At 58.4% G+C, this 21,413-nt stretch carries 20 protein-coding genes; 15 read left to right on the top strand and 5 right to left on the bottom strand.

What is annotated here, in order from left to right:
• Positions 1 to 54 precede the first annotated feature (54 nt).
• Together KB892_RS15825 and mdtH are read right to left on the bottom strand one after the other, a co-directional pair.
• Positions 55 to 615 (bottom strand): lipoprotein, encoded by a 561-nt coding sequence (locus KB892_RS15825; RefSeq protein WP_062954979.1) that lies wholly within the window; start codon positions 613 to 615, stop codon positions 55 to 57.
• 113 nt (positions 616 to 728) lie between these two features.
• Entirely contained in the window at positions 729 to 1,937 is a 1,209-nt protein-coding gene (gene mdtH, locus KB892_RS15820) for a multidrug efflux MFS transporter MdtH (protein ID WP_002899096.1), read from the bottom strand.
• Between the two features lie 229 nt (positions 1,938 to 2,166).
• Between mdtH and rimJ the strand changes: the two genes are divergently transcribed.
• The 4 genes from rimJ to murJ all read left to right on the top strand — a co-directional run bounded on the left by rimJ (position 2,167) and on the right by murJ (position 5,988).
• Positions 2,167 to 2,751 carry a ribosomal protein S5-alanine N-acetyltransferase gene (rimJ, locus tag KB892_RS15815; RefSeq protein ID WP_002899099.1) on the top strand — a complete coding sequence of 195 codons (585 nt, stop codon included), beginning with the start codon at positions 2,167 to 2,169 and terminating at the stop codon, positions 2,749 to 2,751.
• A gap of 9 nt (positions 2,752 to 2,760) precedes the next feature.
• Positions 2,761 to 3,414, top strand: a complete 654-nt coding sequence (locus tag KB892_RS15810) for a YceH family protein (protein ID WP_004150823.1) — start codon at positions 2,761 to 2,763, stop codon at positions 3,412 to 3,414.
• Between the two features lie 15 nt (positions 3,415 to 3,429).
• Positions 3,430 to 4,341: a Gfo/Idh/MocA family protein gene (locus KB892_RS15805; protein ID WP_004140718.1), complete on the top strand. Its 912-nt coding sequence runs from the start codon at positions 3,430 to 3,432 to the stop codon at positions 4,339 to 4,341.
• 111 nt (positions 4,342 to 4,452) lie between these two features.
• A complete protein-coding gene (murJ, locus tag KB892_RS15800; RefSeq protein WP_002899104.1) occupies positions 4,453 to 5,988 on the top strand; it encodes a murein biosynthesis integral membrane protein MurJ in 1,536 nt (511 codons plus the stop codon).
• Positions 5,989 to 6,040: 52 nt separating this feature from the next.
• Here the strand turns inward: murJ and KB892_RS15795 are convergent, their stop codons facing one another.
• On the bottom strand, positions 6,041 to 7,255 hold the full coding sequence (locus tag KB892_RS15795; protein WP_004147923.1) for an MFS transporter: 1,215 nt from the start codon (positions 7,253 to 7,255) through the stop codon (positions 6,041 to 6,043).
• 16 nt (positions 7,256 to 7,271) lie between these two features.
• Between KB892_RS15795 and KB892_RS15790 the strand changes: the two genes are divergently transcribed.
• Positions 7,272 to 8,300, top strand: coding sequence for a LysR family transcriptional regulator (locus KB892_RS15790; RefSeq protein ID WP_004218670.1), 1,029 nt, complete (start codon positions 7,272 to 7,274; stop codon positions 8,298 to 8,300).
• Positions 8,301 to 8,338: 38 nt separating this feature from the next.
• On the opposite strand, the gene rne is transcribed toward KB892_RS15790, so the two are convergent.
• The gene (gene rne, locus KB892_RS15780) at positions 8,339 to 11,572 is read right to left on the bottom strand and encodes a ribonuclease E (RefSeq protein ID WP_004152941.1); all 3,234 of its coding nucleotides are present in this window, start codon (positions 11,570 to 11,572) and stop codon (positions 8,339 to 8,341) included.
• Positions 11,573 to 12,271: 699 nt separating this feature from the next.
• Between rne and rluC the strand changes: the two genes are divergently transcribed.
• Positions 12,272 to 13,225 carry a 23S rRNA pseudouridine(955/2504/2580) synthase RluC gene (gene rluC, locus KB892_RS15775; RefSeq protein WP_002899271.1) on the top strand — a complete coding sequence of 318 codons (954 nt, stop codon included), beginning with the start codon at positions 12,272 to 12,274 and terminating at the stop codon, positions 13,223 to 13,225.
• Between the two features lie 37 nt (positions 13,226 to 13,262).
• On the opposite strand, the gene KB892_RS15770 is transcribed toward rluC, so the two are convergent.
• On the bottom strand, positions 13,263 to 13,847 hold the full coding sequence (locus KB892_RS15770) for a Maf family protein (protein ID WP_002899273.1): 585 nt from the start codon (positions 13,845 to 13,847) through the stop codon (positions 13,263 to 13,265).
• A gap of 141 nt (positions 13,848 to 13,988) precedes the next feature.
• On the opposite strand from KB892_RS15770, the gene yceD reads away from it, so the two are divergent.
• The 9 genes from yceD (at position 13,989) to pabC (ending at position 21,413) form a co-directional block, all read left to right on the top strand.
• Positions 13,989 to 14,510 (top strand): 23S rRNA accumulation protein YceD, encoded by a 522-nt coding sequence (yceD, locus tag KB892_RS15765; protein WP_002899276.1) that lies wholly within the window; start codon positions 13,989 to 13,991, stop codon positions 14,508 to 14,510.
• Between the two features lie 16 nt (positions 14,511 to 14,526).
• Positions 14,527 to 14,700, top strand: coding sequence for a 50S ribosomal protein L32 (gene rpmF / locus KB892_RS15760; protein WP_000290724.1), 174 nt, complete (start codon positions 14,527 to 14,529; stop codon positions 14,698 to 14,700).
• Between the two features lie 203 nt (positions 14,701 to 14,903).
• A complete protein-coding gene (gene plsX / locus KB892_RS15755) occupies positions 14,904 to 16,001 on the top strand; it encodes a phosphate acyltransferase PlsX (protein WP_004224085.1) in 1,098 nt (365 codons plus the stop codon).
• 53 nt (positions 16,002 to 16,054) lie between these two features.
• The gene (locus KB892_RS15750; RefSeq protein ID WP_002899288.1) at positions 16,055 to 17,008 is read left to right on the top strand and encodes a beta-ketoacyl-ACP synthase III; all 954 of its coding nucleotides are present in this window, start codon (positions 16,055 to 16,057) and stop codon (positions 17,006 to 17,008) included.
• Positions 17,009 to 17,023: 15 nt separating this feature from the next.
• Positions 17,024 to 17,953 (top strand): ACP S-malonyltransferase, encoded by a 930-nt coding sequence (fabD, locus tag KB892_RS15745; RefSeq protein ID WP_002899289.1) that lies wholly within the window; start codon positions 17,024 to 17,026, stop codon positions 17,951 to 17,953.
• Positions 17,954 to 17,965: 12 nt separating this feature from the next.
• Complete coding sequence (fabG, locus tag KB892_RS15740; RefSeq protein WP_002899294.1) at positions 17,966 to 18,700, top strand: 3-oxoacyl-ACP reductase FabG; 735 nt, start codon at positions 17,966 to 17,968, stop codon at positions 18,698 to 18,700.
• Positions 18,701 to 18,910: 210 nt separating this feature from the next.
• The gene (gene acpP, locus KB892_RS15735; protein WP_000103754.1) at positions 18,911 to 19,147 is read left to right on the top strand and encodes an acyl carrier protein; all 237 of its coding nucleotides are present in this window, start codon (positions 18,911 to 18,913) and stop codon (positions 19,145 to 19,147) included.
• An 89-nt stretch (positions 19,148 to 19,236) separates the two neighbouring features.
• A complete protein-coding gene (gene fabF, locus KB892_RS15730; RefSeq protein WP_002900666.1) occupies positions 19,237 to 20,478 on the top strand; it encodes a beta-ketoacyl-ACP synthase II in 1,242 nt (413 codons plus the stop codon).
• Positions 20,479 to 20,603: 125 nt separating this feature from the next.
• A complete protein-coding gene (pabC, locus tag KB892_RS15725) occupies positions 20,604 to 21,413 on the top strand; it encodes an aminodeoxychorismate lyase (RefSeq protein WP_002900669.1) in 810 nt (269 codons plus the stop codon).

The raw sequence follows: 21,413 nt of genomic DNA, 5'->3' as shown, positions 1-21,413 counted from the left end.
TTTCCTTTGCACTCATTTCCGTAAAAAATTCAGGGCGCCGTAGCGCCCTGGAGATTAATTGGTAAAGGGGATGACAATCTCGCCTGGCTTCACCTCTATACCTTTGGCGTATTTCTTCGCCAGCGCTTCGCCGGTGCTGGCGTCCTCACGCAGGACATAAGCCGGCTGCTGGCTGAAGTAGCTGCGCAGAGACTGATTCAGGTAGGGGAGCAGGGCCTGAATAACCGACTGCAGCTTCTCCGGCGCCACTTTGGCATCGACCACTTCTATTTCCTGCAGGAAGATGGCGCCTTTCTCTCGGTCAAAGGTTGGCAGCGCTTTGAGCTTCAGATCGATCGTCGCTTTCTGCGTGCCGAACAGGGAGTTAAGATCGACGTTGGCGATCCCACTCAGGGTGACTTTGCCCGGCTCCTCGCGCCCGATAGCGCTGGTCAGGTTCTGCAGTTCGATATGGGCGTCGGCAACGCCTTTCAGACCAATATCTTTGGCGAAATGGTTTCGCTTCTGCAGGGCCTGGTTAATCTCCTGCTCGCTTACCGTGTATTGGGTCAGCTGATTACAGCCACTCAGCAGGCCGCTGACAATTAGCGCGGCGGCGATCAATATCTTTTTCATGGGGTTCCTCAAGCTCATACCTTCCTTCATCCTGACACAAAGCATCATGACCTGTCAGCACCCATCGCGCCAGCAGAATAGGCTGAAAGCAGGAGAAACCGCCGCCGCGCGCATCAGGTGCGCGGCTCCAGCATACCGGAGGCAGAGCGTTTCGGACTGAATTGCCACCATAGCGCCAGGAAGGTGATAACCCCGATGGCGCCGAGCATCAGCCACGGCAGTTCGGGCTGGCCGACGGCTTTCCCGGCATCAAACAGCCAGCCGCCGCCCGCGTAACCCAGCGCGCCGCCGAAGGCGAGCCCCAGACGGCTGAAACCCATATAGCTGCCACGCGCCCGGGCGTCCGCCAGCGAAGCGCCCAGCGTCTCGCGGGCGGGTTCGGCAATGATAGAGCCGATGTAAAACAGGCAAATCAGGGTAAACAGCTGCTGTAAACTGCTGGTCATCCCGATGGGGAGCATGGCCAGGGTCATCACCAGCAGACCGGCCATCAGCCGGTGCTCAAGGCGGAAGCGTTTTTCGCTCCAACGGGCAATAGGATAGAGCAGGGTGAGCGAAATGGTGGCTTCGATGGCGTACATCCATTTCACGGCGGCCGGCGAGCCGGCGATGTCATTCACCATGATCGGCAGCATCAGCATCACCTGCACCGCCAGCATATAATAGCCGGTCAGCGTCAGGACATAGGTGACGAAGCGTTTGTCCCGCAGCACCCGGCCCAGACCCTCGCGAATCGGCGTTTTCACCGTCGAGAGCTTCCATGCCGGCAGATACCAGGCGTTAAACGCGGCGCAGGCGATAAACAGCGCGGCGCCGGCGCTGCACACCAGGCGAAAATCATACTGCAGCAGCCAGCTGCCCAGCAGCGCGCCAATCACCGCGCCGGCGCTATCCTGCATCATCAGGATGGAGAAAAAGCGGCCGCGCTGATGCGGACGCACCAGCTTAACCACCAGCGCCGCCCGCGGCGGATCGAACAGTGTACCGCCGAGTCCGGAGAGTATGCACGAGAACCACAGCACCCACGGCTCATGGGCGACGGCCATCGCCGCGAAACCGCCGGCACGCATCAGCATACCGGTGACGATCATCGGTTTCGCGCCGAAGCGGTCGGCGATGGCGCCGCCAAAGATGCCTAATCCCTGCTGTACCAGCTGGCGCAGGCCGAGCGCAATGCCGACCATCAGCGCTGCCCAGCCCATCTGATCGACAAAGCGGATGGAAATCAGCGGAAAAACGACAAAAAAGCCCAGCACGACCAGCATGTTATCGACTAACAGGAAATATTTACCCAGGCTCCTTGCCTGCGAGACGCGGGACATTTCCCCTCCAGGGAAAAATAGAGATAAGCGAGGATATTCTGCGGGCAATCTGCTGCTTTTCCCAGCACCCTTGCGACAATATTTTTTTATCAAAAAGCAAGATCGATTGAGCCTATTCATCGAAAAGAGGAGATGGCGCAGAAAATGGTATGTTGCTGTTTTCACACTATCGTGCAGGAAAGGTATAGTGATGAAAGCAAGAGTGAAGTCAGGGGGACTGAAAAAGGAAATGTTTGGCTATCGCAGTAACGTGCCGAAGGTGCGTTTGACGACGGACCGGCTGGTGGTGCGCCTGGTTCACGATCGTGACGCCTGGCGTCTGGCCGATTATTACGCCGAAAATAAAGCGTTCTTAAAACCCTGGGAGCCGGTTCGTGACGACAGCCACTGCTATCCCTCCGGATGGCAGGCGCGTCTGTCGATGATCGCTGAGTTTCATAAGCAGGGGTCAGCTTTTTATTTCGCGCTGCTCGACCCTGAGGAAAAAGAGATCATCGGTGTGGCGAATTTCTCCAACGTGGTGCGCGGATCTTTCCATGCCTGTTATCTTGGCTATTCCATTGGCGAGAAGTGGCAGGGGCAGGGGCTGATGTTTGAAGCGCTGACGTCGGCGATTCGCTATATGCAGCGCACGCAGCATATTCATCGCATTATGGCCAACTACATGCCGCATAATCAGCGCAGCGGCGCGCTGCTGGCGCGGTTGGGGTTTGAAAAAGAGGGTTACGCCAAAGATTATCTGCTGATTGACGGGCAGTGGCGTGACCATGTACTGACGGCGCTAACGACGCCGGACTGGTCTGCGGGACGTTAAGGAGAGAGGATGAAATATCAGTTAACTGCGCATGAAGCGCGCGTCATTGGCTGCCTGCTGGAAAAGCAGGTCACCACCCCCGAGCAGTATCCGCTGTCGGTAAATGCTGTGGTGACCGCCTGCAATCAGAAAACCAACCGCGAGCCAGTGATGTCGCTGAGCGAAAGCGAGGTCCAGGCCCTGCTGGATACGCTTGTGAAACGGCACTATCTGCGCACGGTCAGCGGATTCGGTAATCGCGTCACCAAGTATGAACAGCGCTTTTGCAACTCTGAATTTGGCGATCTGAAGCTTAGCGCCGGCGAGGTCGCGGTGGTCACGACGCTGCTGCTGCGCGGTGCTCAGGCGCCGGGCGAACTACGCAGCCGGGCGCAGCGGATGTATGAGTTCAGCGATATGGCGGAAGTGGAAAGCGTGCTGGAAGGGCTGGCGACGCGCGAAGATGGCCCCTTCGTCGCCCGGCTGCCCCGGGAGCCGGGAAAACGGGAAAGCCGCTATATGCATCTGTTTTGCGACGATATGGACACGCTGATCACCACAGTGGAAGCTCTCGCGCCGCTGGACGATGACGGCGATCTGCGCGCCAGGGTTGAAGCGCTGGAGGGCGAGGTGGCGGAGCTGAAAGCGCGCCTCGATTCGCTGTTACACCATCTGGGAGACTAAAACGTGGGGACAAGATTGCGCATTGGGGTGGTCGGCTTAGGCAGCATTGCGCAGAAAGCGTGGCTGCCGGTGCTGGGGGCGGCGGAAAGCTGGACGCTGCAGGCGGCCTGGTCGCCGGGTAAAGAGAAGGCGCTGCGGATCTGCGAAACCTGGCGGATGCCATACGCTGATTCCCTCGATGCCCTGGCGGCACAGTGCGATGCGGTCTTTGTCCATACCTCGACGGCTTCACATTATGAAGTAGTGAATCACTTACTGAATGCCGGGGTTCATGTTTGTGTGGATAAACCATTGGCGGACAAGCTGAGTGAGGCGGAGACGCTGGTCGAGCTGGCGGCGCGACGTCGACTGACGTTGATGGTCGGTTTTAATCGCCGCTTCGCGCCGCTCTATCGGGAGCTGAAGGGGCGGCTGGGCGAGGCGGCCTCGCTGCGGATGGATAAGCATCGTAGCGATAGCGTCGGCAACGATCTGCGCTTTACGCTGCTTGATGACTATCTGCATGTGGTGGATACCGCGCTATGGCTGGCCGACGGTCAGGCACGTCTGCGCGGCGGCGCGCTGAAGATCACCCCGCAGGGCGAAATGCTCTATGCCGAACATCAGTTCAGTTCGCCCCGGCTGCAGGTCACCACCAGCATGCATCGTCGCGCAGGCAGCCAGCGCGAGTGGGTGCAGGCGGTCACGGATGGCGGGTTATATGCCGTCAGCGAGATGCGCGAATGGCAGGAGGAGTGCGGTCATGGCGTGGTCCAGCGCCCGGTTGCCGGCTGGCAAACCACCCTTGAGCAGCGCGGCTTTGTCGGCTGCGCGCGCCATTTTATCGAATGCGTGCAAAATCAGACAGTTCCTGAAACTGCAGGCGAACAGGCGCTGCTGGCTCAGCGGATCGTTGAGAAACTGTGGCGCGACGCCATTAGCGAATAATCCATTGTAACAACTGACAGTAGTAATTCATGTTGAACCCGGTAGACTATCGCCACTTTCCAGCGCCCGCATTTGCGGGCGTTTTACTCCAGGGTTTGGAATAACAGCGTAATGAACCTTTTAAAATCACTGGCGGCAGTCAGTTCGATGACCATGTTTTCGCGCGTGCTGGGCTTTGCCCGCGATGCGATTGTGGCGCGTATTTTTGGCGCCGGGATGGCGACCGATGCCTTTTTTGTCGCCTTCAAACTGCCTAACCTGCTGCGGCGTATTTTTGCCGAAGGCGCCTTCTCACAGGCGTTTGTGCCGATCCTTGCCGAATATAAAAGCAAGCAGGGCGAAGATGCCACCCGCGTGTTTGTCTCATACGTCTCCGGGCTGCTGACCCTGGCCCTGGCTATCGTTACCGTTATCGGGATGCTGGCGGCGCCGTGGGTAATCACCATTACTGCGCCCGGCTTTGCCGATACCGCCGATAAGTTTGCGCTAACCACCCAGCTGCTGCGTATTACCTTTCCCTATATTTTGCTGATCTCCCTGGCTTCGCTGGTGGGGGCGATCCTCAATACCTGGAACCGCTTCTCGGTGCCGGCCTTTGCGCCGACGTTCCTCAACGTCAGTATGATTGGTTTTGCGCTGTTTGCCGCGCCGTATTTCCATCCGCCGGTGCTGGCGCTGGCCTGGGCGGTGACGGTCGGCGGCGTGCTGCAGCTGGCTTACCAGCTGCCGCATCTGAAGAAGATTGGCATGCTGGTCCTGCCGCGAATTAATCTGAAAGATGCCGGCGCGATGCGGGTGGTGAAGCAGATGGGGCCGGCGATCCTTGGCGTGTCGGTAAGCCAGATCTCCCTTATTATCAATACCATTTTCGCCTCATTCCTCGTGTCGGGCTCGGTGTCGTGGATGTATTATGCCGACCGCCTGATGGAGTTTCCCTCCGGCGTGCTGGGCGTGGCGCTCGGCACTATCCTGCTGCCATCGCTGTCAAAAAGCTTCGCCAGCGGTAACCATGACGAGTATTGCCGGCTGATGGACTGGGGACTGCGTCTCTGTTTTCTGCTGGCGCTGCCGAGCGCGGTGGCGCTGGGGATCCTCGCCAAACCGCTGACCGTGGCTCTGTTCCAGTACGGCAAATTCAGCGCCTTTGACGCGGCGATGACCCAGCGCGCGCTGGTGGCCTATTCCGTGGGGCTGATGGGCCTTATCGTGGTGAAAGTGCTGGCGCCGGGCTTTTATTCCCGTCAGGACATCAAGACCCCGGTCAAGATTGCTATTATCACCCTGATTATGACTCAGGTAATGAACCTGGCGTTTATCGGCCCGCTGAAGCATGCGGGTCTGTCGCTGTCCATCGGCCTGGCGGCCTGCCTGAACGCCGCGCTGCTCTACTGGCAGCTGCGTAAACAGAAAATTTTCACCCCGCAGCCGGGCTGGTTGGCCTTCCTGCTGCGTCTGATTATTGCAGTGCTGGTTATGGCCGCGGCGCTGCTGGGCGTCATGCATCTCATGCCTGAGTGGTCGCTGGGGACGATGCCGTTCCGTCTGATGCGTTTGCTGGCGGTGGTTATCGCCGGGGTGGTAGCCTATTTCGCCACGCTGCTGGTGCTGGGCTTCCGCGTGAAAGAGTTTGTCCGTCGCACGGCGTAAGCGGTTGTGAGGGTAGAAAAACCCCGCTTCGCCTCAGGCGAAGCGGGGTTTTTTATGATGCGCTGCGTTCGGCAGCGAGGATGCGGGCATTCTCCAGCAGGCGGATCGCCAGGGCTAGCGCGCCAGTGATCACTGCCAGCGTGACCACTCCGTTCCAGCCGGCCAGCACGTACAGCTTACTGCCCAGCACCGATCCCAGCGACATCCCGATAAACACCACGGTGAATAGCAGGGCGTTGAGGCGGCCGCGGGCCTGTGGCTCAAGGCCATATACCAGGTTCTGATGCGCCACCAGGCTTGACTGCAGGCCAAGGTCAAAGCCAATCGCCGACAGGGCAATCAGCGCCAACTGAGCGTGCACTGGCAGCAGCGGCAGCACAAACATCAGGGCAAAGGAGAGGGTGACCAGCGCCGCACCCATCTGTGTCACCTTACCGGCGCCAAATTTATCGGCCAGACCGCCGGCAAGCGGCGCGGCCAGCGCCCCGGCGGCCCCGGCGATACCGAAACCGCCCGCTACTGCGCTGCCCATGTGATAGTGTTCGGAGAGCATCACCGCCAGCGTCGACCAGAAGGCGCTAAAGGCGATGGAGAGCGCGCCCTGAGCTAGCGCGGCGCGGCGTAATGCCGGGTAACGCTGCCACAGATGCGCCATCGAGGCCATCAGCTGCGGATAGCTCAGCGTCGAGTGCACAGCGAAGCGCGGCAGGACGCGCCACATTACCAGGCCAATCAGCGCGACGCTGACCGCCGCCGCCTGATACATCACCCGCCAGCCGAATACGGCGCCCACCACGCCGCTGACCGTCCGGGAGAGCAGGATCCCCAGCAGCAGCCCGGTCATCACGGTGCCCACCATTTTTCCCTGCTTGCCCGCCGGGGCGAGGATCGCCGCCGCCGGGACGATATCCTGCGCCATGGTCGCCGCCATACCGATCAGCAGACTGACCACCAGCAGTGAGCTGAGCTGGCCGGTGAGGCTGCACAGGAGCAGCAGGAGCGCCAGCAGCGCGCTTTTCACCAGGATCAGCCGGCGGCGATCGTGGCGGTCGCCGAGCGGGAGCAGGAACAGAATGCCGAGCGCATAACCCGCCTGCGTCAGGGTAGGGACCAGACCCATACCTTCTACAGTCAGGTGGAGATTGGCGCCCATCAACGGCAGCAGCGGCTGCGCGTAGTAAATAGAGGCGACGCTAAAGCCGGCGCCGAGTGCGAGAATGAAGATAATCCAGCCTGCGTCGCGGGTGGAAAGGGAAGTCGGTGTCATGTTCAATGCCTCATAGATGCGATGGGGCTATTTTTCCCTGAACGCGACTGGCGCGGTAGCCGGGCTGGTGGTAAAACGGTTATACGTAGCACGTATAGGCAAAAGGAAAATGAAAAGACAAGAGCGTATAGACCGCATTGAGCTGATGCGCACCTATATCCGCATCGTAGAGGCCGGATCGCTCTCCGCCGCCGCAGGGCAGATGGACACTACCCAGGCGACCGTCAGCCGCCGCCTGCAGTCCCTTGAAGGGCTGCTGGGGGTTAAGCTGATCCTGCGCACCACCCATGCGATGAAGCTCACTGACGATGGCGAACGCTGTTATCGTCACGCCCGTCAGGTGGTGGACGCCTGGCTGGCGCTGGAGGATGACCTGCGTATTGCCGACGATCGGCCGGTGGGCGTTCTGCGAGTGCGGGCGCCCCACGCGTTTGGCCAGCAGCAGCTGCTGGCGCCGCTGGTGGCATTTCTACAGCGCCATCCGCAGCTGTCGGTGGAGTGGATGCTAAACGATAATACCGTCGACTTCCTCAGCGATAATATCGACTGCGCTATTCGCGTGGGGGCGGAGGTGGATCCAGCAACGGTATCCGTACTGCTGGCGGAAGTGCCGCGCTGCGTAGTGGCTTCTCCTGAGCTGCTGGCGAAGTATCCGCCGTTAACCTCGCTGGAGGCGTTATCGGGCCTGCCATGGATCGCCATTAATACCTTTTATCAGCATGAGGTACGGCTCAGGCATCAGGCAAGCGGGCAGATTGTCTCTACAGCGATTACTCCCTGTCTGAGCACTGACAGTCTTTACGTCGCGCGCAACACCGCGCTGGCGGGGCTGGGGGTGGCGATGGTGTCCAGCTGGACGGTCGTGGAGGATATTGCCGCCGGACGGCTGATTGAGCTGTTCCCGCAGTGGCGACCCGCCTCGCTGCCGGTTCATCTGGTTTATCCCTGGGCGCGCTATTACCCGACACGCCTGCGTAAGTTCCTCGACCTGATGCGGGAGATCATGCCGGATCTCGCCGGGATGCAGCGTCCGCAAAGCGCATAAAAAAACCGGCCAAAGGCCGGTTTTTTTATTAAGCACGCTTACTCGACGGGCTGTGGGCGAGTCGGTTCAGCGGTGGCTTTATGGGTCGCGCTATGACCACCGGCGGCGCCTTTACCTTCAAAGGCGAACGGCGGGCGCACCCAGGTGCTGTGACGCGGTGCTTCCGGGACATAGTCCGGAGCTGGCGCACGGGTCATTGGCGCGGTGGCATGGCGATGACCCGCCACTACGACCGGCTTGCTCACCGGGGGCTCGGCTTTGACCGGTTCGGCAGGGGCCGCTTCGATCACTGGCGCTTGCTCCACGGTTTCTGCGACCGGGGCGATGGTTTCAACTGGCGCTGCAACGACAGGCGTCGTTTCCAGCGCTTCAGGCTCTACCACCACCGGCTCGGGGTCGAGCGTCACTGGCGCGATAGCCTGAGGCGCTTCGACAGCCGGTGCTTCGGTGACCGGCTCCTGAGGCGCTGGCTCGACGGCTGCTGGCGCGACAACTTCCGCAGCATCAACGACCAGCGGCTCGGCGGCCGCTACCGGCTCGACGACTACCGGCTCAGCGGTTACTGGTTCCATGGTAGCCGGCTCGACGGTGACCGGCGCAGCGGTAACGGTTTCAACGACGGCAACCGGGGCCGCTACGGCCTCGACAGTTTTCGCGACGCTGGCGTCCTGAACCTGAACCTCTTCCGGCTGCTGATCCTGCGGACGAACCACCGGGTAGCGGATCCAGACTTTACCGGAAGCCATCTCCGGCGATGCGCAGGCTACGGTCAGCGGCATAGGCGACTGGGTCGGATAGCGTTCGTCACGATAGCGACGACGACGCTGACCGCTGACGCGCAGGTGACGCGGGGAGCGACGTGAGCGACGCGGCATACCGTTCGCTTCACGGGATTCGCCATTTTCGTCCTGGTCCGCAACGCTCTCCACCCCTGCCGGCAGCTCGGCTTTCACCGGCTCGCTGTGCGGAGCGATAACTTCAGCCACTACGGCTTCTGGCACGATCTCGGCAACTGGCTCGACGACAGCGGACTCAACGCGCACTTTCTGTGCCAGCTGGCGCGGTTTACGACGCGGCAGAGTTTGTACACGCTCTTCCTGCTCCGTCTCCTGCACAACCGGCTCTTCGCGAGTCTGCGCTTTGGCTTCCTGCTGCGCCTGACGTTTGTCGTCATTGCGGCGGCGGGTGCGTTCGCGGCGCGGCTGCTGCTCGTCACGGGATTTCGCTTTCTCCGCGTCGTCGCCTGAGGTTTGGCGAACATCACGGGCTTCCACGTTCTGCGACGGCTTCTCGCGACGGTTGCGACGATTCTCTTCACGCGATTCGCGCGGTTCACGGCCCTCGGCATTGTCCGCACGGGTGTCGCGATTGTCACGGTTATCGCGGTTGTCACGATTGTCGCGGTTATCACGGCGGTCGTTGCGGTCGCGGCGGTTGTTGGCGCGCGGTTTACGACGCTCCTGCTGACGCTCCGGTTTTTCTTCCGCTTTCTTCTCGATCTGAACTTCAGCCGGTTTGGCCTCTTCGGCGCCAGAGAAGATATTCTTCAGCGCGCTGAAGAAGCGTGAGAGCAGGCCAGGCTGCGCCGGTGCGGCGGCCGCGACCGGTGCCGCTGCGGCGACAGGCGCGGCGGCAGGCTCTTCGAGCATCGGGGCTGGCGGCGCATCTGGCATGACAAAAGCGGCCAGGGCCGGCTGTTCCGGACGTTTCCGCTCCGCCGGCTCATCGTCGCCTGGCAGCGCCATCTCTTCTTCATGCAGCTTCGGCAGCAGATAGCTCAGCGTTGAGGTTTCTTCACCTTTGCGCACGCGCAGGACGGAGTAGTGCGGCGTTTGCATTTCGTCGTTTGGCACGATAATAACGCGCACATCGCCCTGACGGGATTCGATAGCGCTCACTGCGGCACGTTTTTCGTTCAGCAGATAGGAGGCGATCGGTACCGGAACAATGGCGTGGACTTCTTTGGTATTCTCTTTCAGCGCTTCTTCTTCGATCAGACGCAGAATAGAGAGCGACAGCGATTCGTTATCACGCACGGTGCCGGTGCCGGAGCAGCGCGGGCAGACGTGGTGACTGGACTCGCCCAGCGACGGGCTCAGGCGCTGACGGGACATCTCCAGCAGGCCGAAGCGCGAAATATGGCTGATCTGAATGCGCGCCCGGTCCTGACGGACGGCTTCGCGCAGACGATTCTCCACGGCGCGCTGGTGGCGAACCGGGGTCATATCGATGAAGTCGATAACGATCAGGCCGCCGAGGTCGCGCAGACGCAGCTGGCGGGCAATTTCGTCAGCCGCTTCGAGGTTGGTATTGAAGGCTGTCTCTTCGATATCGCCGCCGCGGGTGGCGCGGGCGGAGTTGATATCGATCGCGGTCAGCGCTTCGGTGCTATCGATAACGATAGACCCGCCGGAAGGCAGGCGCACTTCGCGCTGGAAGGCGGACTCAATTTGCGATTCGATCTGATAATGGCTGAACAGCGGGATTTCACCGGTGTACAGTTTGATTTTGCTGCTGAAATCCGGACGACCCAGCGCGGCGATATGCTGGCGCGCCAGCTCAAGCACTTTCGGGTTATCGATCAGGATTTCGCCGATGTCCTGGCGCAGGTAGTCACGGAAGGCGCGGACAATGACGTTGCTTTCCTGGTGGATCAGGAACGGCGCCGGACGGCTTTCCGCGGCTTTCTGAATCGCTTCCCAGTGCTTCAGGCGGAAGCTCAGGTCCCACTGCAGGGCTTCGGCGGATTTGCCGACGCCAGCGGTGCGAACGATCAGGCCCATGCCGTCCGGAAGCTCCAGGCTCGCCAGCGCTTCTTTCAGTTCGGTACGGTCGTCGCCCTCGATACGGCGGGAAATTCCCCCGGCGCGCGGGTTGTTCGGCATCAGTACCAGATAGCTGCCCGCCAGGCTGATAAAGGTGGTGAGCGCAGCGCCTTTGTTGCCGCGTTCTTCTTTATCAATCTGCACGATAACTTCCTGACCTTCCCGCAGTACGTCTTTGATATTAGGACGACCATGCGCATTGTAGTTGGCGGGGAAGTATTCGCGGGCGATTTCTTTGAGGGGGAGGAAACCATGACGCTCGGCGCCGTAATCAACAAACGCGGCTTCAAGGCTGGGTTCAATGCGGGTGATTTTGCCTTTGTAGATGTTCGCTTTTTTCTGTTCGTGCCCGGGGCTTTCGATATCCAGGTCGTACAGGCGCTGCCCATCAACAAGGGCGACGCGCAACTCTTCCTGCTGAGTTGCGTTGATTAACATTCTTTTCATCGTAACTTACTCATTATTCTTACATTGACGACTAAGCTGCGGGCAGAGTAATGCCTTTCCGGGGGAAAACCGATGGCCTCGTGTCTGGTTCACGTCGCCAACCTCACGGTTATCGCGCGCTTAAGAGGCGCAGAGTGTCGGTCGCCTATGTTTCAAACGGAAACACAGCGCAATTATTCAGGGGAACAGCCTGGGATGTATCACCAGAGAATATTCCATTTATACTCGTCGTCTTTCGCGTTGCAGGCATGGTGGCTTAACCTGCTCACCTCGATCTGGCGATCCAGATGAGCTCCCGGGAGTCCCGGAGTTGACGCCTTCCTGCGACTTGAAATCCATAGAGCCTGTACCGGTAAGGACTGCAACCCGCAGCCCGCTAACTGTCTGAAAGATCACAACGTCTTACGCCATTGCTGCGTGGGCGATCGGTCAGACAAAATTGGTCATTCCGCTAATGTCTTGTTCTAACAAGATGCAATACGGAAAACGGTCTCATTATTCCATTGCTAACCTTGTTATAGCAAGTTGACTTTCACCTTTTATCACCCGGTTACTCACAGTTTTATCACCTGCCCATACAGATTGTTCTAATAACAAACAAAATGGCGGTCAGGTAAACCGTGAAAACAGGATAATGATAAATATAAGCATATAAAAATGAGTGGCGCTAATGCGTCCGGCTATTTAGAATCGCGCACCATGAAAACTGAGACCCCAACCGTAAAAATGGTTGCCATTGCTGCTGATGAAGCGGGGCAACGTATCGACAACTTTTTGCGTACGCAATTGAAAGGCGTACCGAAAAGCATGATTTATCGCATCCTGCGTAAAGGCGAGGTGCGGGTAAACAAAAAGCGCGTGAAGCCGGAGTATAAGCTGGAAGCGGGCGATGAAGTCCGTATCCCGCCGGTGCGCGTGGCGGAGCGTGAAGAAGAGGCGGTATCGCCGCACCTGCAGAAAGTGGCCGCGCTCTCTGAGGTGATCCTCTATGAAGACGATCATATTCTGGTGCTCAATAAGCCTTCTGGTACCGCGGTACACGGCGGCAGCGGCCTAAGCTTCGGCGTGATTGAAGGGCTGCGCGCCCTGCGCCCGGAGGCGCGCTTCCTTGAGCTGGTGCATCGTCTCGACCGGGATACCTCCGGCGTGCTGCTGGTGGCGAAAAAGCGCTCAGCGCTGCGTTCGCTGCACGAGCAACTGCGCGATAAAGGCATGCAGAAAGATTATCTGGCGCTGGTGCGCGGCCAGTGGCAGTCGCATACCAAAGTGGTCCAGGCCCCGCTGTTGAAGAATATTCTGCAGAGCGGGGAGCGCATCGTTCGCGTGAGTCAGGAAGGCAAGCCGTCGGAGACGCGTTTTAAAGTGGAAGAGCGTTACGAATTCGCCACGCTGGTGCGCTGCAGCCCGGTCACCGGCCGCACGCATCAGATCCGCGTTCATACCCAGTATGCCGGCCATCCTATCGCTTTTGACGACCGCTATGGCGACCGCGAGTTCGACAAGCAGCTGTCCGCTACCGGCTTAAACCGCCTGTTCCTGCACGCGGCGGCGCTGAAGTTTACCCACCCGGGGAGCGGGGAGGTGATGCGCGTTGAGGCGCCGCTGGACAACCAGCTGAAGCACTGTTTACAGGTGCTACGGAAGAGCAAATAAGCGCAACGGCGGAATCAGTTCCGCCGTTTTTTTTGCCTCAGCCTAACAGCGGGTTGTAGTTTTCACGGCGCAACATCTGACAGAGCGCGATTAAGGGTAAACCGACCAGGGTGTTCGGGTCGCGGCCTTCCAGCCGTTCGAACAGCGTAATGCCTAATCCTTCGCTCTTGAAACTCCCGGCGCACTGCAGCGGGTTCTCTTTGCGCACATAGCCTTCTATCTCTTTATCACTGAGATGGCGAAAGTGAACGTCAAAGGGTTCGCATTCGGTTTGCAGATGGCCGCTGGCAGAGTTGTACAGCGCCAGTCCGGTATAAAAGGTAATGATTGACCCGCTGGCCTTTCTTAACTGCCTGCGGGCATTTTCCTCGGTGTGCGGTTTGCCGGTGATTTCACCGTCCAGTACGCAAACCTGATCGGAGCCTATAATAAGGTGATTAGGGAAGCGTGTGGCCAGACTTTGCGCTTTGGCCTGCGCCAGTCGGGTGACAAGCTGACGTGCGGATTCATCAGGCCGGGGCGTTTCGTCGACGTCAGGCGCGGCACATTCAAACGGTAAACCCAGTTTTTCCAGCAGCATGCGCCGCCAGGGAGAGGTTGACGCGAGGATAAGATCAGACATATTTTTTCATCCACATATAGCGCTTCGCAGAGCATCATCTTAAACTATGCGCCGCAATGTGTGCGAATAAATGGCAAAAGGCAACCTGAGGCTGCCTTTTTCTTTGACTCTATGACATTACAAAGTTAATATGCGCGCCCTATGCAAAAGGTAAAATTACCCCTGACTCTTGATCCGGTACGCACGGCTCAAAAACGCCTTGATTACGAAGGCATCTATGCCCGCGATCAGGTTGAACGTGTAACCGATTCTGTAGTCAGCGTGGACAGCGATGTGGAATGCAGCATGTCGTTCGCTATCGATAACCAGCGTCTCGCCGTTATTACTGGCGATGCAAAGGTAACGGTAACTCTCGAATGCCAGCGTTGCGGGAAACCGTTCTCCCATCACGTCCACACCACGTATTGTTTTAGCCCCGTCAGAAATGACGAACAGGCCGAAGCACTACCGGAAGCGTATGAGCCGATTGAGGTTAACGAATTCGGTGAAATCGACCTGCAGGCAATGGTCGAGGATGAAATTATCCTCTCCCTGCCCGTAGTTCCGGTGCATGATTCTGAACACTGTGAAGTGTCCGACGCGGACATGGTCTTTGGCGAACTGCCTGAAGAGGCACAAAAACCAAACCCATTTGCCGTATTAGCCAGCTTAAAGCGTAAGTAATTGAGGAGTAAGGTCCATGGCCGTACAACAGAATAAACCAACCCGTTCCAAACGTGGCATGCGTCGTTCCCATGACGCGCTGACCGCAGTCACCAGCCTGTCTGTAGACAAAACTTCTGGTGAGAAACACCTGCGTCACCACATCACTGCCGACGGTTTCTACCGCGGTCGCAAGGTTATCGCTAAGTAATCACGCGATACTCGCAGGATTTCCCGTTGCAGGCCAAGGCGGGCGTTTGCGTCCCTGGAAACTCGGTTAACCCGGTCGCTGGGGGCATTTATGCCCGGATTGTTGCGTCTGCAGCGTGAATATTCGCGGGTGCCAGCGTGATGAAGCTTAGTGAGGACTCCCCGGGCAACTGGGGAATCACCGAACCGGGCAGCGACGATACCTTGACACGTCTAACCCTGGCGTTAGATGTCATGGGGGGCGATTTCGGCCCATCCGTGACGGTGCCTGCAGCACTGCAGGCACTGAACTCTAATTCGCAACTCACACTTCTTTTAGTCGGCGATCCCGACGCCATCACGCCATTACTCGCCAAAGCTGATTTCGAACAACGTTCGCGTCTGCAGATCATTCCTGCGCAGTCAGTTATTGCCAGTGATGCGCGACCCGCACAGGCTATCCGCAGCAGTCGCGGAAGCTCAATGCGCGTGGCGCTGGAGCTTGTGAAAGAAGGGCGGGCGCAAGCCTGCGTCAGCGCTGGCAACACCGGCGCGCTGATGGGTCTGGCGAAACTGCTGCTCAAACCGATCGAAGGTATTGAGCGGCCGGCGCTGGTGACGGTTTTACCGCACCAGCAGAAGGGCAAAACCGTGGTGCTGGATCTCGGCGCCAACGTCGATTGCGACAGCACGATGCTGGTGCAGTTCGCGGTAATGGGCGCGGTGCTGGCGGAAGAAGTGGTCGGCATTGCCAACCCCCGCGTCGCTTTGTTGAACATCGGCGAAGAAGAGATGAAAGGCCTCGGCAGCATCCGCGATGCTGCCGCAGTGCTCAAAACGCTGCCTTCCCTCAACTACATCGGCTATCTTGAAGCCAATGAACTGTTGACCGGAAAAACCGATGTGCTGGTTTGTGATGGATTCACGGGCAACGTCACATTAAAAACCATGGAAGGTGTTGTCAGAATGTTCCTTTCACTGCTGAAATCTCAGGGAGAGGGCAAAAAACGGTCGTGGTGGCTGCTGTTACTAAAACGTTGGTTACAAAAAAGCCTGGCGAGGCGATTCAGTCACCTCAACCCCGACCAGTATAATGGCGCCTGTCTGTTAGGATTGCGCGGTTCCGTGATCAAGAGTCATGGTGCTGCCAATCAACGCGCCTTTAGCGTCGCGATAGAGCAGGCAGTGCAGGCGGTGCAGCGGCAGATCCCTCAGCGGATCGCCGCGCGCCTGGAATCTTTATACCCAGCTGGTTTCGAGCTGCCGGAAAGCGACAGTGACGTGAACGCCCGACAGCAAAGCGGGACGAATGGCCACGATTGACGCCGCGGCGGTTGAACGAGGCGGGTATATCACCCAAGAGTGACTGAGCGTACATGTATACGAAGATTATTGGTACCGGCAGCTATCTGCCCGAGCAAGTGCGTACAAACGCCGACCTGGAAAAAATGGTAGAAACCTCTGACGAGTGGATTGTCACCCGCACAGGTATCCGTGAGCGTCGTATTGCCGCAGCGCATGAAACAGTTGCTACGATGGGCTTTGAAGCCGCAAAGCAGGCGCTGGCGATGGCGGGCGTGTCCGCGGAGCAAATTGGTCTGATTATCGTTGCGACCACCTCCGGCACGCACGCGTTTCCGAGTTCTGCATGCCAGATCCAGTCAATGCTGGGCGTTAAGGGTTGCCCGGCGTTTGATGTCGCCGCCGCCTGCGCCGGTTTCACCTATGCGCTAAGCGTCGCCGATCAGTATGTGAAGAACGGCGCGGTAGATTATGCGCTGGTTGTTGGCGCCGATGTGCTGGCGCGCACCTGCGATCCGGCGGATCGCGGAACGATTATTATTTTCGGCGACGGCGCCGGCGCGGTTGTACTGGGCGCCTCCGAAGAGCCGGGCATTATCTCGACGCATCTGCATGCCGACGGCAGCTATGGCGAACTGCTGACCCTGCCGAACGCCGATCGCGTCGATCCGGAAAACCCGATCTATCTGACGATGGCCGGCAACGAAGTCTTCAAAGTGGCGGTCACCGAGCTGGCGCACATCGTTGATGAGACGCTGGCAGCGAATAATCTTGAACGTTCAGCGCTGGACTGGCTGGTGCCGCATCAGGCTAACCTGCGTATTATCAGCGCGACGGCGAAGAAACTGGGTATGTCGATGGATAACGTCGTTGTGACCCTCGACCGCCATGGCAACACCTCCGCGGCGTCAGTCCCTTGCGCGCTGGATGAGGCCGTCCGCGATGGCCGTATTCAGCGCGGTCAGCTGATTTTGCTGGAAGCCTTTGGTGGCGGTTTCACCTGGGGTTCCGCGCTGGTTCGTTTTTAGTATAAGGATTTAAACATGACGCAATTCGCATTTGTGTTCCCGGGGCAGGGCTCTCAGGCCGTAGGCATGCTGGCCGAAATGGCTGCCGCCTGGCCGGTCATTGAAGAGACCTTCGGTGAAGCTTCCGCAGCGTTGGGTTACGATCTGTGGGCGCTGACGCAACAGGGCCCGGCAGAAGAACTGAATAAGACCTGGCAGACTCAACCGGCGCTGCTCGCCGCCTCCGTGGCGCTGTACCGCGTCTGGCAACAGCAGGGCGGCAAAGCGCCAGCGCTGCTGGCGGGTCACAGCCTCGGCGAATACTCCGCGCTGGTATGCGCGGGCGTTATCGGTTTCGCTGATGCCGTTCGCCTGGTTGAGCTGCGTGGTAAATTCATGCAGGAAGCCGTACCGGAAGGTACCGGCGCCATGTCCGCGATTATCGGTCTGGACGACGCCGCTATCGCCAAAGCCTGTGAAGAGTCTGCCGAAGGGCAGGTGGTCTCTCCGGTGAACTACAATTCTCCGGGCCAGGTGGTTATCGCCGGGCACAAAGAGGCCGTTGAACGCGCTGGCGCCGCCTGTAAAGCCGCCGGCGCCAAACGCGCGCTGCCGCTGCCGGTGAGCGTGCCGTCCCACTGCGCGCTGATGAAGCCAGCCGCAGAAAAACTGGCGGTAGAGCTGCAGAAAATCACCTTCAACGCGCCGACGATTCCGGTGGTGAATAACGTCGACGTGAAGTGCGAAACCGCGCCGGACGCCATTCGCGACGCGCTGGTGCGCCAGCTGTACAGCCCGGTGCAGTGGACCAAAACCGTTGAGTTTATGGCTGCCGAGGGCGTATCGCATCTGTATGAGGTTGGCCCGGGTAAAGTCCTCACCGGCCTGACCAAACGTATTGTTGACACCCTGACCGCTTCCGCGCTTAACGAGCCGGCGGCGATGTCTGCGGCGCTTGAGCAATAAAAGAGGAAAACCATGAGTTTTGAAGGAAAAATCGCGCTGGTTACCGGTGCAAGCCGCGGTATTGGCCGTGCTATCGCTGAAACGCTCGTCGCCCGTGGCGCGAAAGTTATCGGTACTGCGACCAGCGAAAGCGGCGCGCAGGCGATCAGCGACTATTTAGGCGCCAATGGTAAAGGTCTGATGTTGAATGTGACCGACCCGGCATCTATTGAATCTGTTCTGGAAAATGTGCGCGCAGAGTTTGGCGAAGTGGATATCCTGGTGAATAATGCCGGGATCACTCGCGACAATCTGTTAATGCGCATGAAAGATGACGAGTGGAACGATATTATCGAAACCAACCTGTCATCGGTTTTCCGTCTGTCAAAAGCGGTAATGCGCGCTATGATGAAAAAGCGTCATGGACGTATTATCACTATCGGTTCTGTGGTTGGTACCATGGGAAATGCGGGTCAGGCCAACTACGCCGCGGCGAAAGCGGGTCTGATCGGCTTCAGTAAATCACTGGCGCGTGAAGTTGCGTCCCGCGGTATTACTGTAAACGTTGTTGCTCCGGGCTTTATTGAAACGGACATGACGCGTGCGCTGACCGATGAGCAGCGTGCGGGTACGCTGGCGGCAGTTCCTGCGGGGCGCCTTGGCACCCCAAATGAAATCGCCAGCGCGGTTGCATTTTTAGCCTCTGACGAAGCAAGTTACATCACTGGTGAAACGCTGCACGTCAACGGCGGAATGTACATGGTCTGACCGAGATTTGTGCAAAACGTTCAGGAACCGCGCACTTCGCACGGTTCTCTGTGCGGTTTTGTGCGAAAAGATTTGCGTTCTTAGGGCAAACGGCCTCAAAATAGCGCAAAATCGTGGTAAGACCTGCCGGGATTTAGTTGCAAATTTTTCAACATTTTATACACTACGAAAACCATCGCGAAAGCGAGTTTTGATAGGAAATTTAAGAGTATGAGCACTATCGAAGAACGCGTTAAGAAAATTATCGGCGAGCAGCTGGGCGTTAAGCAGGAAGAAGTTACCAACAATGCTTCCTTCGTTGAAGACCTGGGCGCTGATTCTCTTGACACCGTTGAGCTGGTAATGGCTCTGGAAGAAGAGTTTGATACTGAGATTCCGGACGAAGAAGCTGAGAAAATCACCACCGTTCAGGCTGCCATTGATTACATCAACGGCCACCAGGCGTAAGTGAACATCTCCAGGCGGTCATTCGACCGCCTGAGTTTTATCTTTTTTTTGTCCCACAAGAATCTATTTTCCCTCCCTGGAGGACAAACGTGTCTAAGCGTCGTGTAGTTGTGACCGGACTGGGCATGTTGTCTCCTGTCGGCAATACCGTAGAGTCTACCTGGAAAGCTCTCCTTGCCGGTCAGAGTGGCATCAGCCTGATCGACCATTTCGATACTAGCGCCTATGCAACGAAATTTGCTGGCTTAGTAAAGGATTTTAACTGTGATGACATTATCTCGCGCAAAGAACAGCGCAAGATGGATGCCTTCATTCAATATGGAATTGTCGCTGGCGTTCAGGCCATGCAGGATTCTGGCCTTGAAGTGACGGAAGAGAATGCAACCCGTATTGGCGCCGCTATCGGCTCCGGTATCGGCGGTCTCGGCTTGATCGAAGAAAACCACAGTTCGCTGGTTAACGGCGGACCGCGCAAGATCAGCCCATTCTTCGTTCCTTCCACAATTGTTAACATGGTGGCCGGACATCTGACCATCATGTTTGGTCTGCGTGGGCCAAGTATCTCTATCGCGACCGCGTGTACTTCAGGCGTGCACAACATCGGCCAGGCCGCGCGCATCATCGCCTATGGCGATGCCGATGCGATGGTGGCAGGCGGCGCGGAAAAAGCCAGTACCCCGCTTGGCGTGGGCGGCTTCGGCGCGGCGCGTGCGCTCTCCACGCGCAATGACAACCCGCAGGCGGCGAGCCGTCCGTGGGATAAAGATCGTGACGGCTTCGTGCTGGGCGACGGCGCGGGTATGGTGGTGCTGGAAGAGTACGAGCATGCCAAAAAACGCGGCGCCAAAATCTACGCCGAGATCGTTGGCTTCGGCATGAGCAGCGATGCTTACCACATGACGTCACCGCCGGAAGATGGCGCGGGCGCCGCGCTGGCAATGGTGAATGCTATTCGCGATGCGGGCATCGAACCGGGCCAGATCGGCTACGTCAACGCCCACGGCACCTCGACGCCGGCCGGCGATAAAGCGGAAGCGCAGGCGGTTAAGTCTGTCTTCGGTGATGCGGCGAGCCGCGTACTGGTGAGCTCTACCAAATCCATGACCGGGCATCTGCTGGGTGCGGCAGGGGCGGTAGAGTCGATTTACTCTATCCTGGCGCTGCGCGATCAGGCGGTTCCGCCGACGATCAACCTCGACAACCCGGATGAAGGCTGCGACCTCGACTTCGTTCCACACGAAGCGCGTCAGGTTTCCGGTATGGAGTACACCCTGTGCAACTCCTTCGGCTTTGGCGGCACTAACGGTTCGCTGATCTTCAAAAAAGTGTGACAGGGCTTGCCCCGGTACTGCTTTAACAAAAGGCCCGTTCGTCGGGCCTTTTTTATTCAGCTTTCTCCGCTTGTTCTCTGCTCTGGGTCCTGACACACTGACCGACCAGTGAAAAGGAGTCCTTTATGTTCTTGATAAACGGCGTTGTACAGGACACGTTGGCAGCGAACGATCGCGCCACCCAGTTTGGCGACGGCTGTTTTACCACCGCCCGCATCCAGCAAGGGCAGGTTGCGCTACTGGACGCCCATCTGCAGCGTTTACAGACAACCTGTGAAAAATTACATATCCCATTTAACGACTGGCTGACGCTGAGCGAAGAGATGCAGCGTCTGGCTCGGCCGCACGCGCAGGGCGTGCTCAAGGTGACTCTCACCCGCGGCGTTGGGGGAAGGGGATACAGTACGGCAGGCTGCGTGTCGCCCACTCGCATTCTCAGCTTCTCTCCATTCCCGGCGCATTATGCGCGCTGGCGGGAGGAGGGCATTACTCTGACCCAGAGTCCGGTGCCCCTGGGGCGCAACTCCTGGCTTGCCGGCCTGAAGCACCTTAATCGCCTTGAGCAGGTGCTGATCCGCTCTCATCTTGAGCAGACGGACGCCGATGAGGCGCTGGTCCTTGACAGTGACGGGTGGCTTACGGAATGCTGTGCCGCGAATTTATTCTGGCGTCAGGGACGTGATGTATTTACTCCGCGACTCGATTATGCCGGGGTTAACGGCATTATGCGGCAGCGCTGTATCGCGCAGCTGGCACCATCGACGTTTCGCGTTGTCGAAGTGACAGCGCGTCCCGAGACGTTGCGGGAGGCCGATGAAGTGCTGATCTGCAATGCGCTGATGCCGCTGGTGCCGGTTCGCCGCTGGGAGGAGACCACCTGGTCCTCGCGTGAGCTTTACCATTTTTTAGCCCCTTTGTGTGAGCTGTCTGGTTAG

Source organism: Klebsiella sp. P1927, from assembly GCF_018204675.1.
Classification (GTDB): domain Bacteria; phylum Pseudomonadota; class Gammaproteobacteria; order Enterobacterales; family Enterobacteriaceae; genus Klebsiella; species Klebsiella pneumoniae.
Note: the sequence above shows the minus strand (reverse complement) of the source record. Positions and strands in the feature narration are given on the sequence as shown.

Bases quoted from the DNA above. Each gene is read 5' to 3' on its own strand.
- KB892_RS15825 (WP_062954979.1), bottom strand. From the start codon at position 615: ATGAAAAAGATATTGATCGCCGCCGCGCTAATTGTCAGCGGCCTGCTG.
- mdtH (WP_002899096.1), bottom strand. From the start codon at position 1,937: ATGTCCCGCGTCTCGCAGGCAAGGAGCCTGGGTAAATATTTCCTGTTA.
- rimJ (WP_002899099.1), top strand. From the start codon at position 2,167: ATGTTTGGCTATCGCAGTAACGTGCCGAAGGTGCGTTTGACGACGGAC.
- KB892_RS15810 (WP_004150823.1), top strand. From the start codon at position 2,761: ATGAAATATCAGTTAACTGCGCATGAAGCGCGCGTCATTGGCTGCCTG.
- murJ (WP_002899104.1), top strand. From the start codon at position 4,453: ATGAACCTTTTAAAATCACTGGCGGCAGTCAGTTCGATGACCATGTTT.
- KB892_RS15795 (WP_004147923.1), bottom strand. From the start codon at position 7,255: ATGACACCGACTTCCCTTTCCACCCGCGACGCAGGCTGGATTATCTTC.
- KB892_RS15790 (WP_004218670.1), top strand. From the start codon at position 7,272: ATGCGATGGGGCTATTTTTCCCTGAACGCGACTGGCGCGGTAGCCGGG.
- rne (WP_004152941.1), bottom strand. From the start codon at position 11,572: ATGAAAAGAATGTTAATCAACGCAACTCAGCAGGAAGAGTTGCGCGTC.
- rluC (WP_002899271.1), top strand. From the start codon at position 12,272: ATGAAAACTGAGACCCCAACCGTAAAAATGGTTGCCATTGCTGCTGAT.
- KB892_RS15770 (WP_002899273.1), bottom strand. From the start codon at position 13,847: ATGTCTGATCTTATCCTCGCGTCAACCTCTCCCTGGCGGCGCATGCTG.
- yceD (WP_002899276.1), top strand. From the start codon at position 13,989: ATGCAAAAGGTAAAATTACCCCTGACTCTTGATCCGGTACGCACGGCT.
- rpmF (WP_000290724.1), top strand. From the start codon at position 14,527: ATGGCCGTACAACAGAATAAACCAACCCGTTCCAAACGTGGCATGCGT.
- KB892_RS15750 (WP_002899288.1), top strand. From the start codon at position 16,055: ATGTATACGAAGATTATTGGTACCGGCAGCTATCTGCCCGAGCAAGTG.
- fabD (WP_002899289.1), top strand. From the start codon at position 17,024: ATGACGCAATTCGCATTTGTGTTCCCGGGGCAGGGCTCTCAGGCCGTA.
- fabG (WP_002899294.1), top strand. From the start codon at position 17,966: ATGAGTTTTGAAGGAAAAATCGCGCTGGTTACCGGTGCAAGCCGCGGT.
- acpP (WP_000103754.1), top strand. From the start codon at position 18,911: ATGAGCACTATCGAAGAACGCGTTAAGAAAATTATCGGCGAGCAGCTG.
- pabC (WP_002900669.1), top strand. From the start codon at position 20,604: ATGTTCTTGATAAACGGCGTTGTACAGGACACGTTGGCAGCGAACGAT.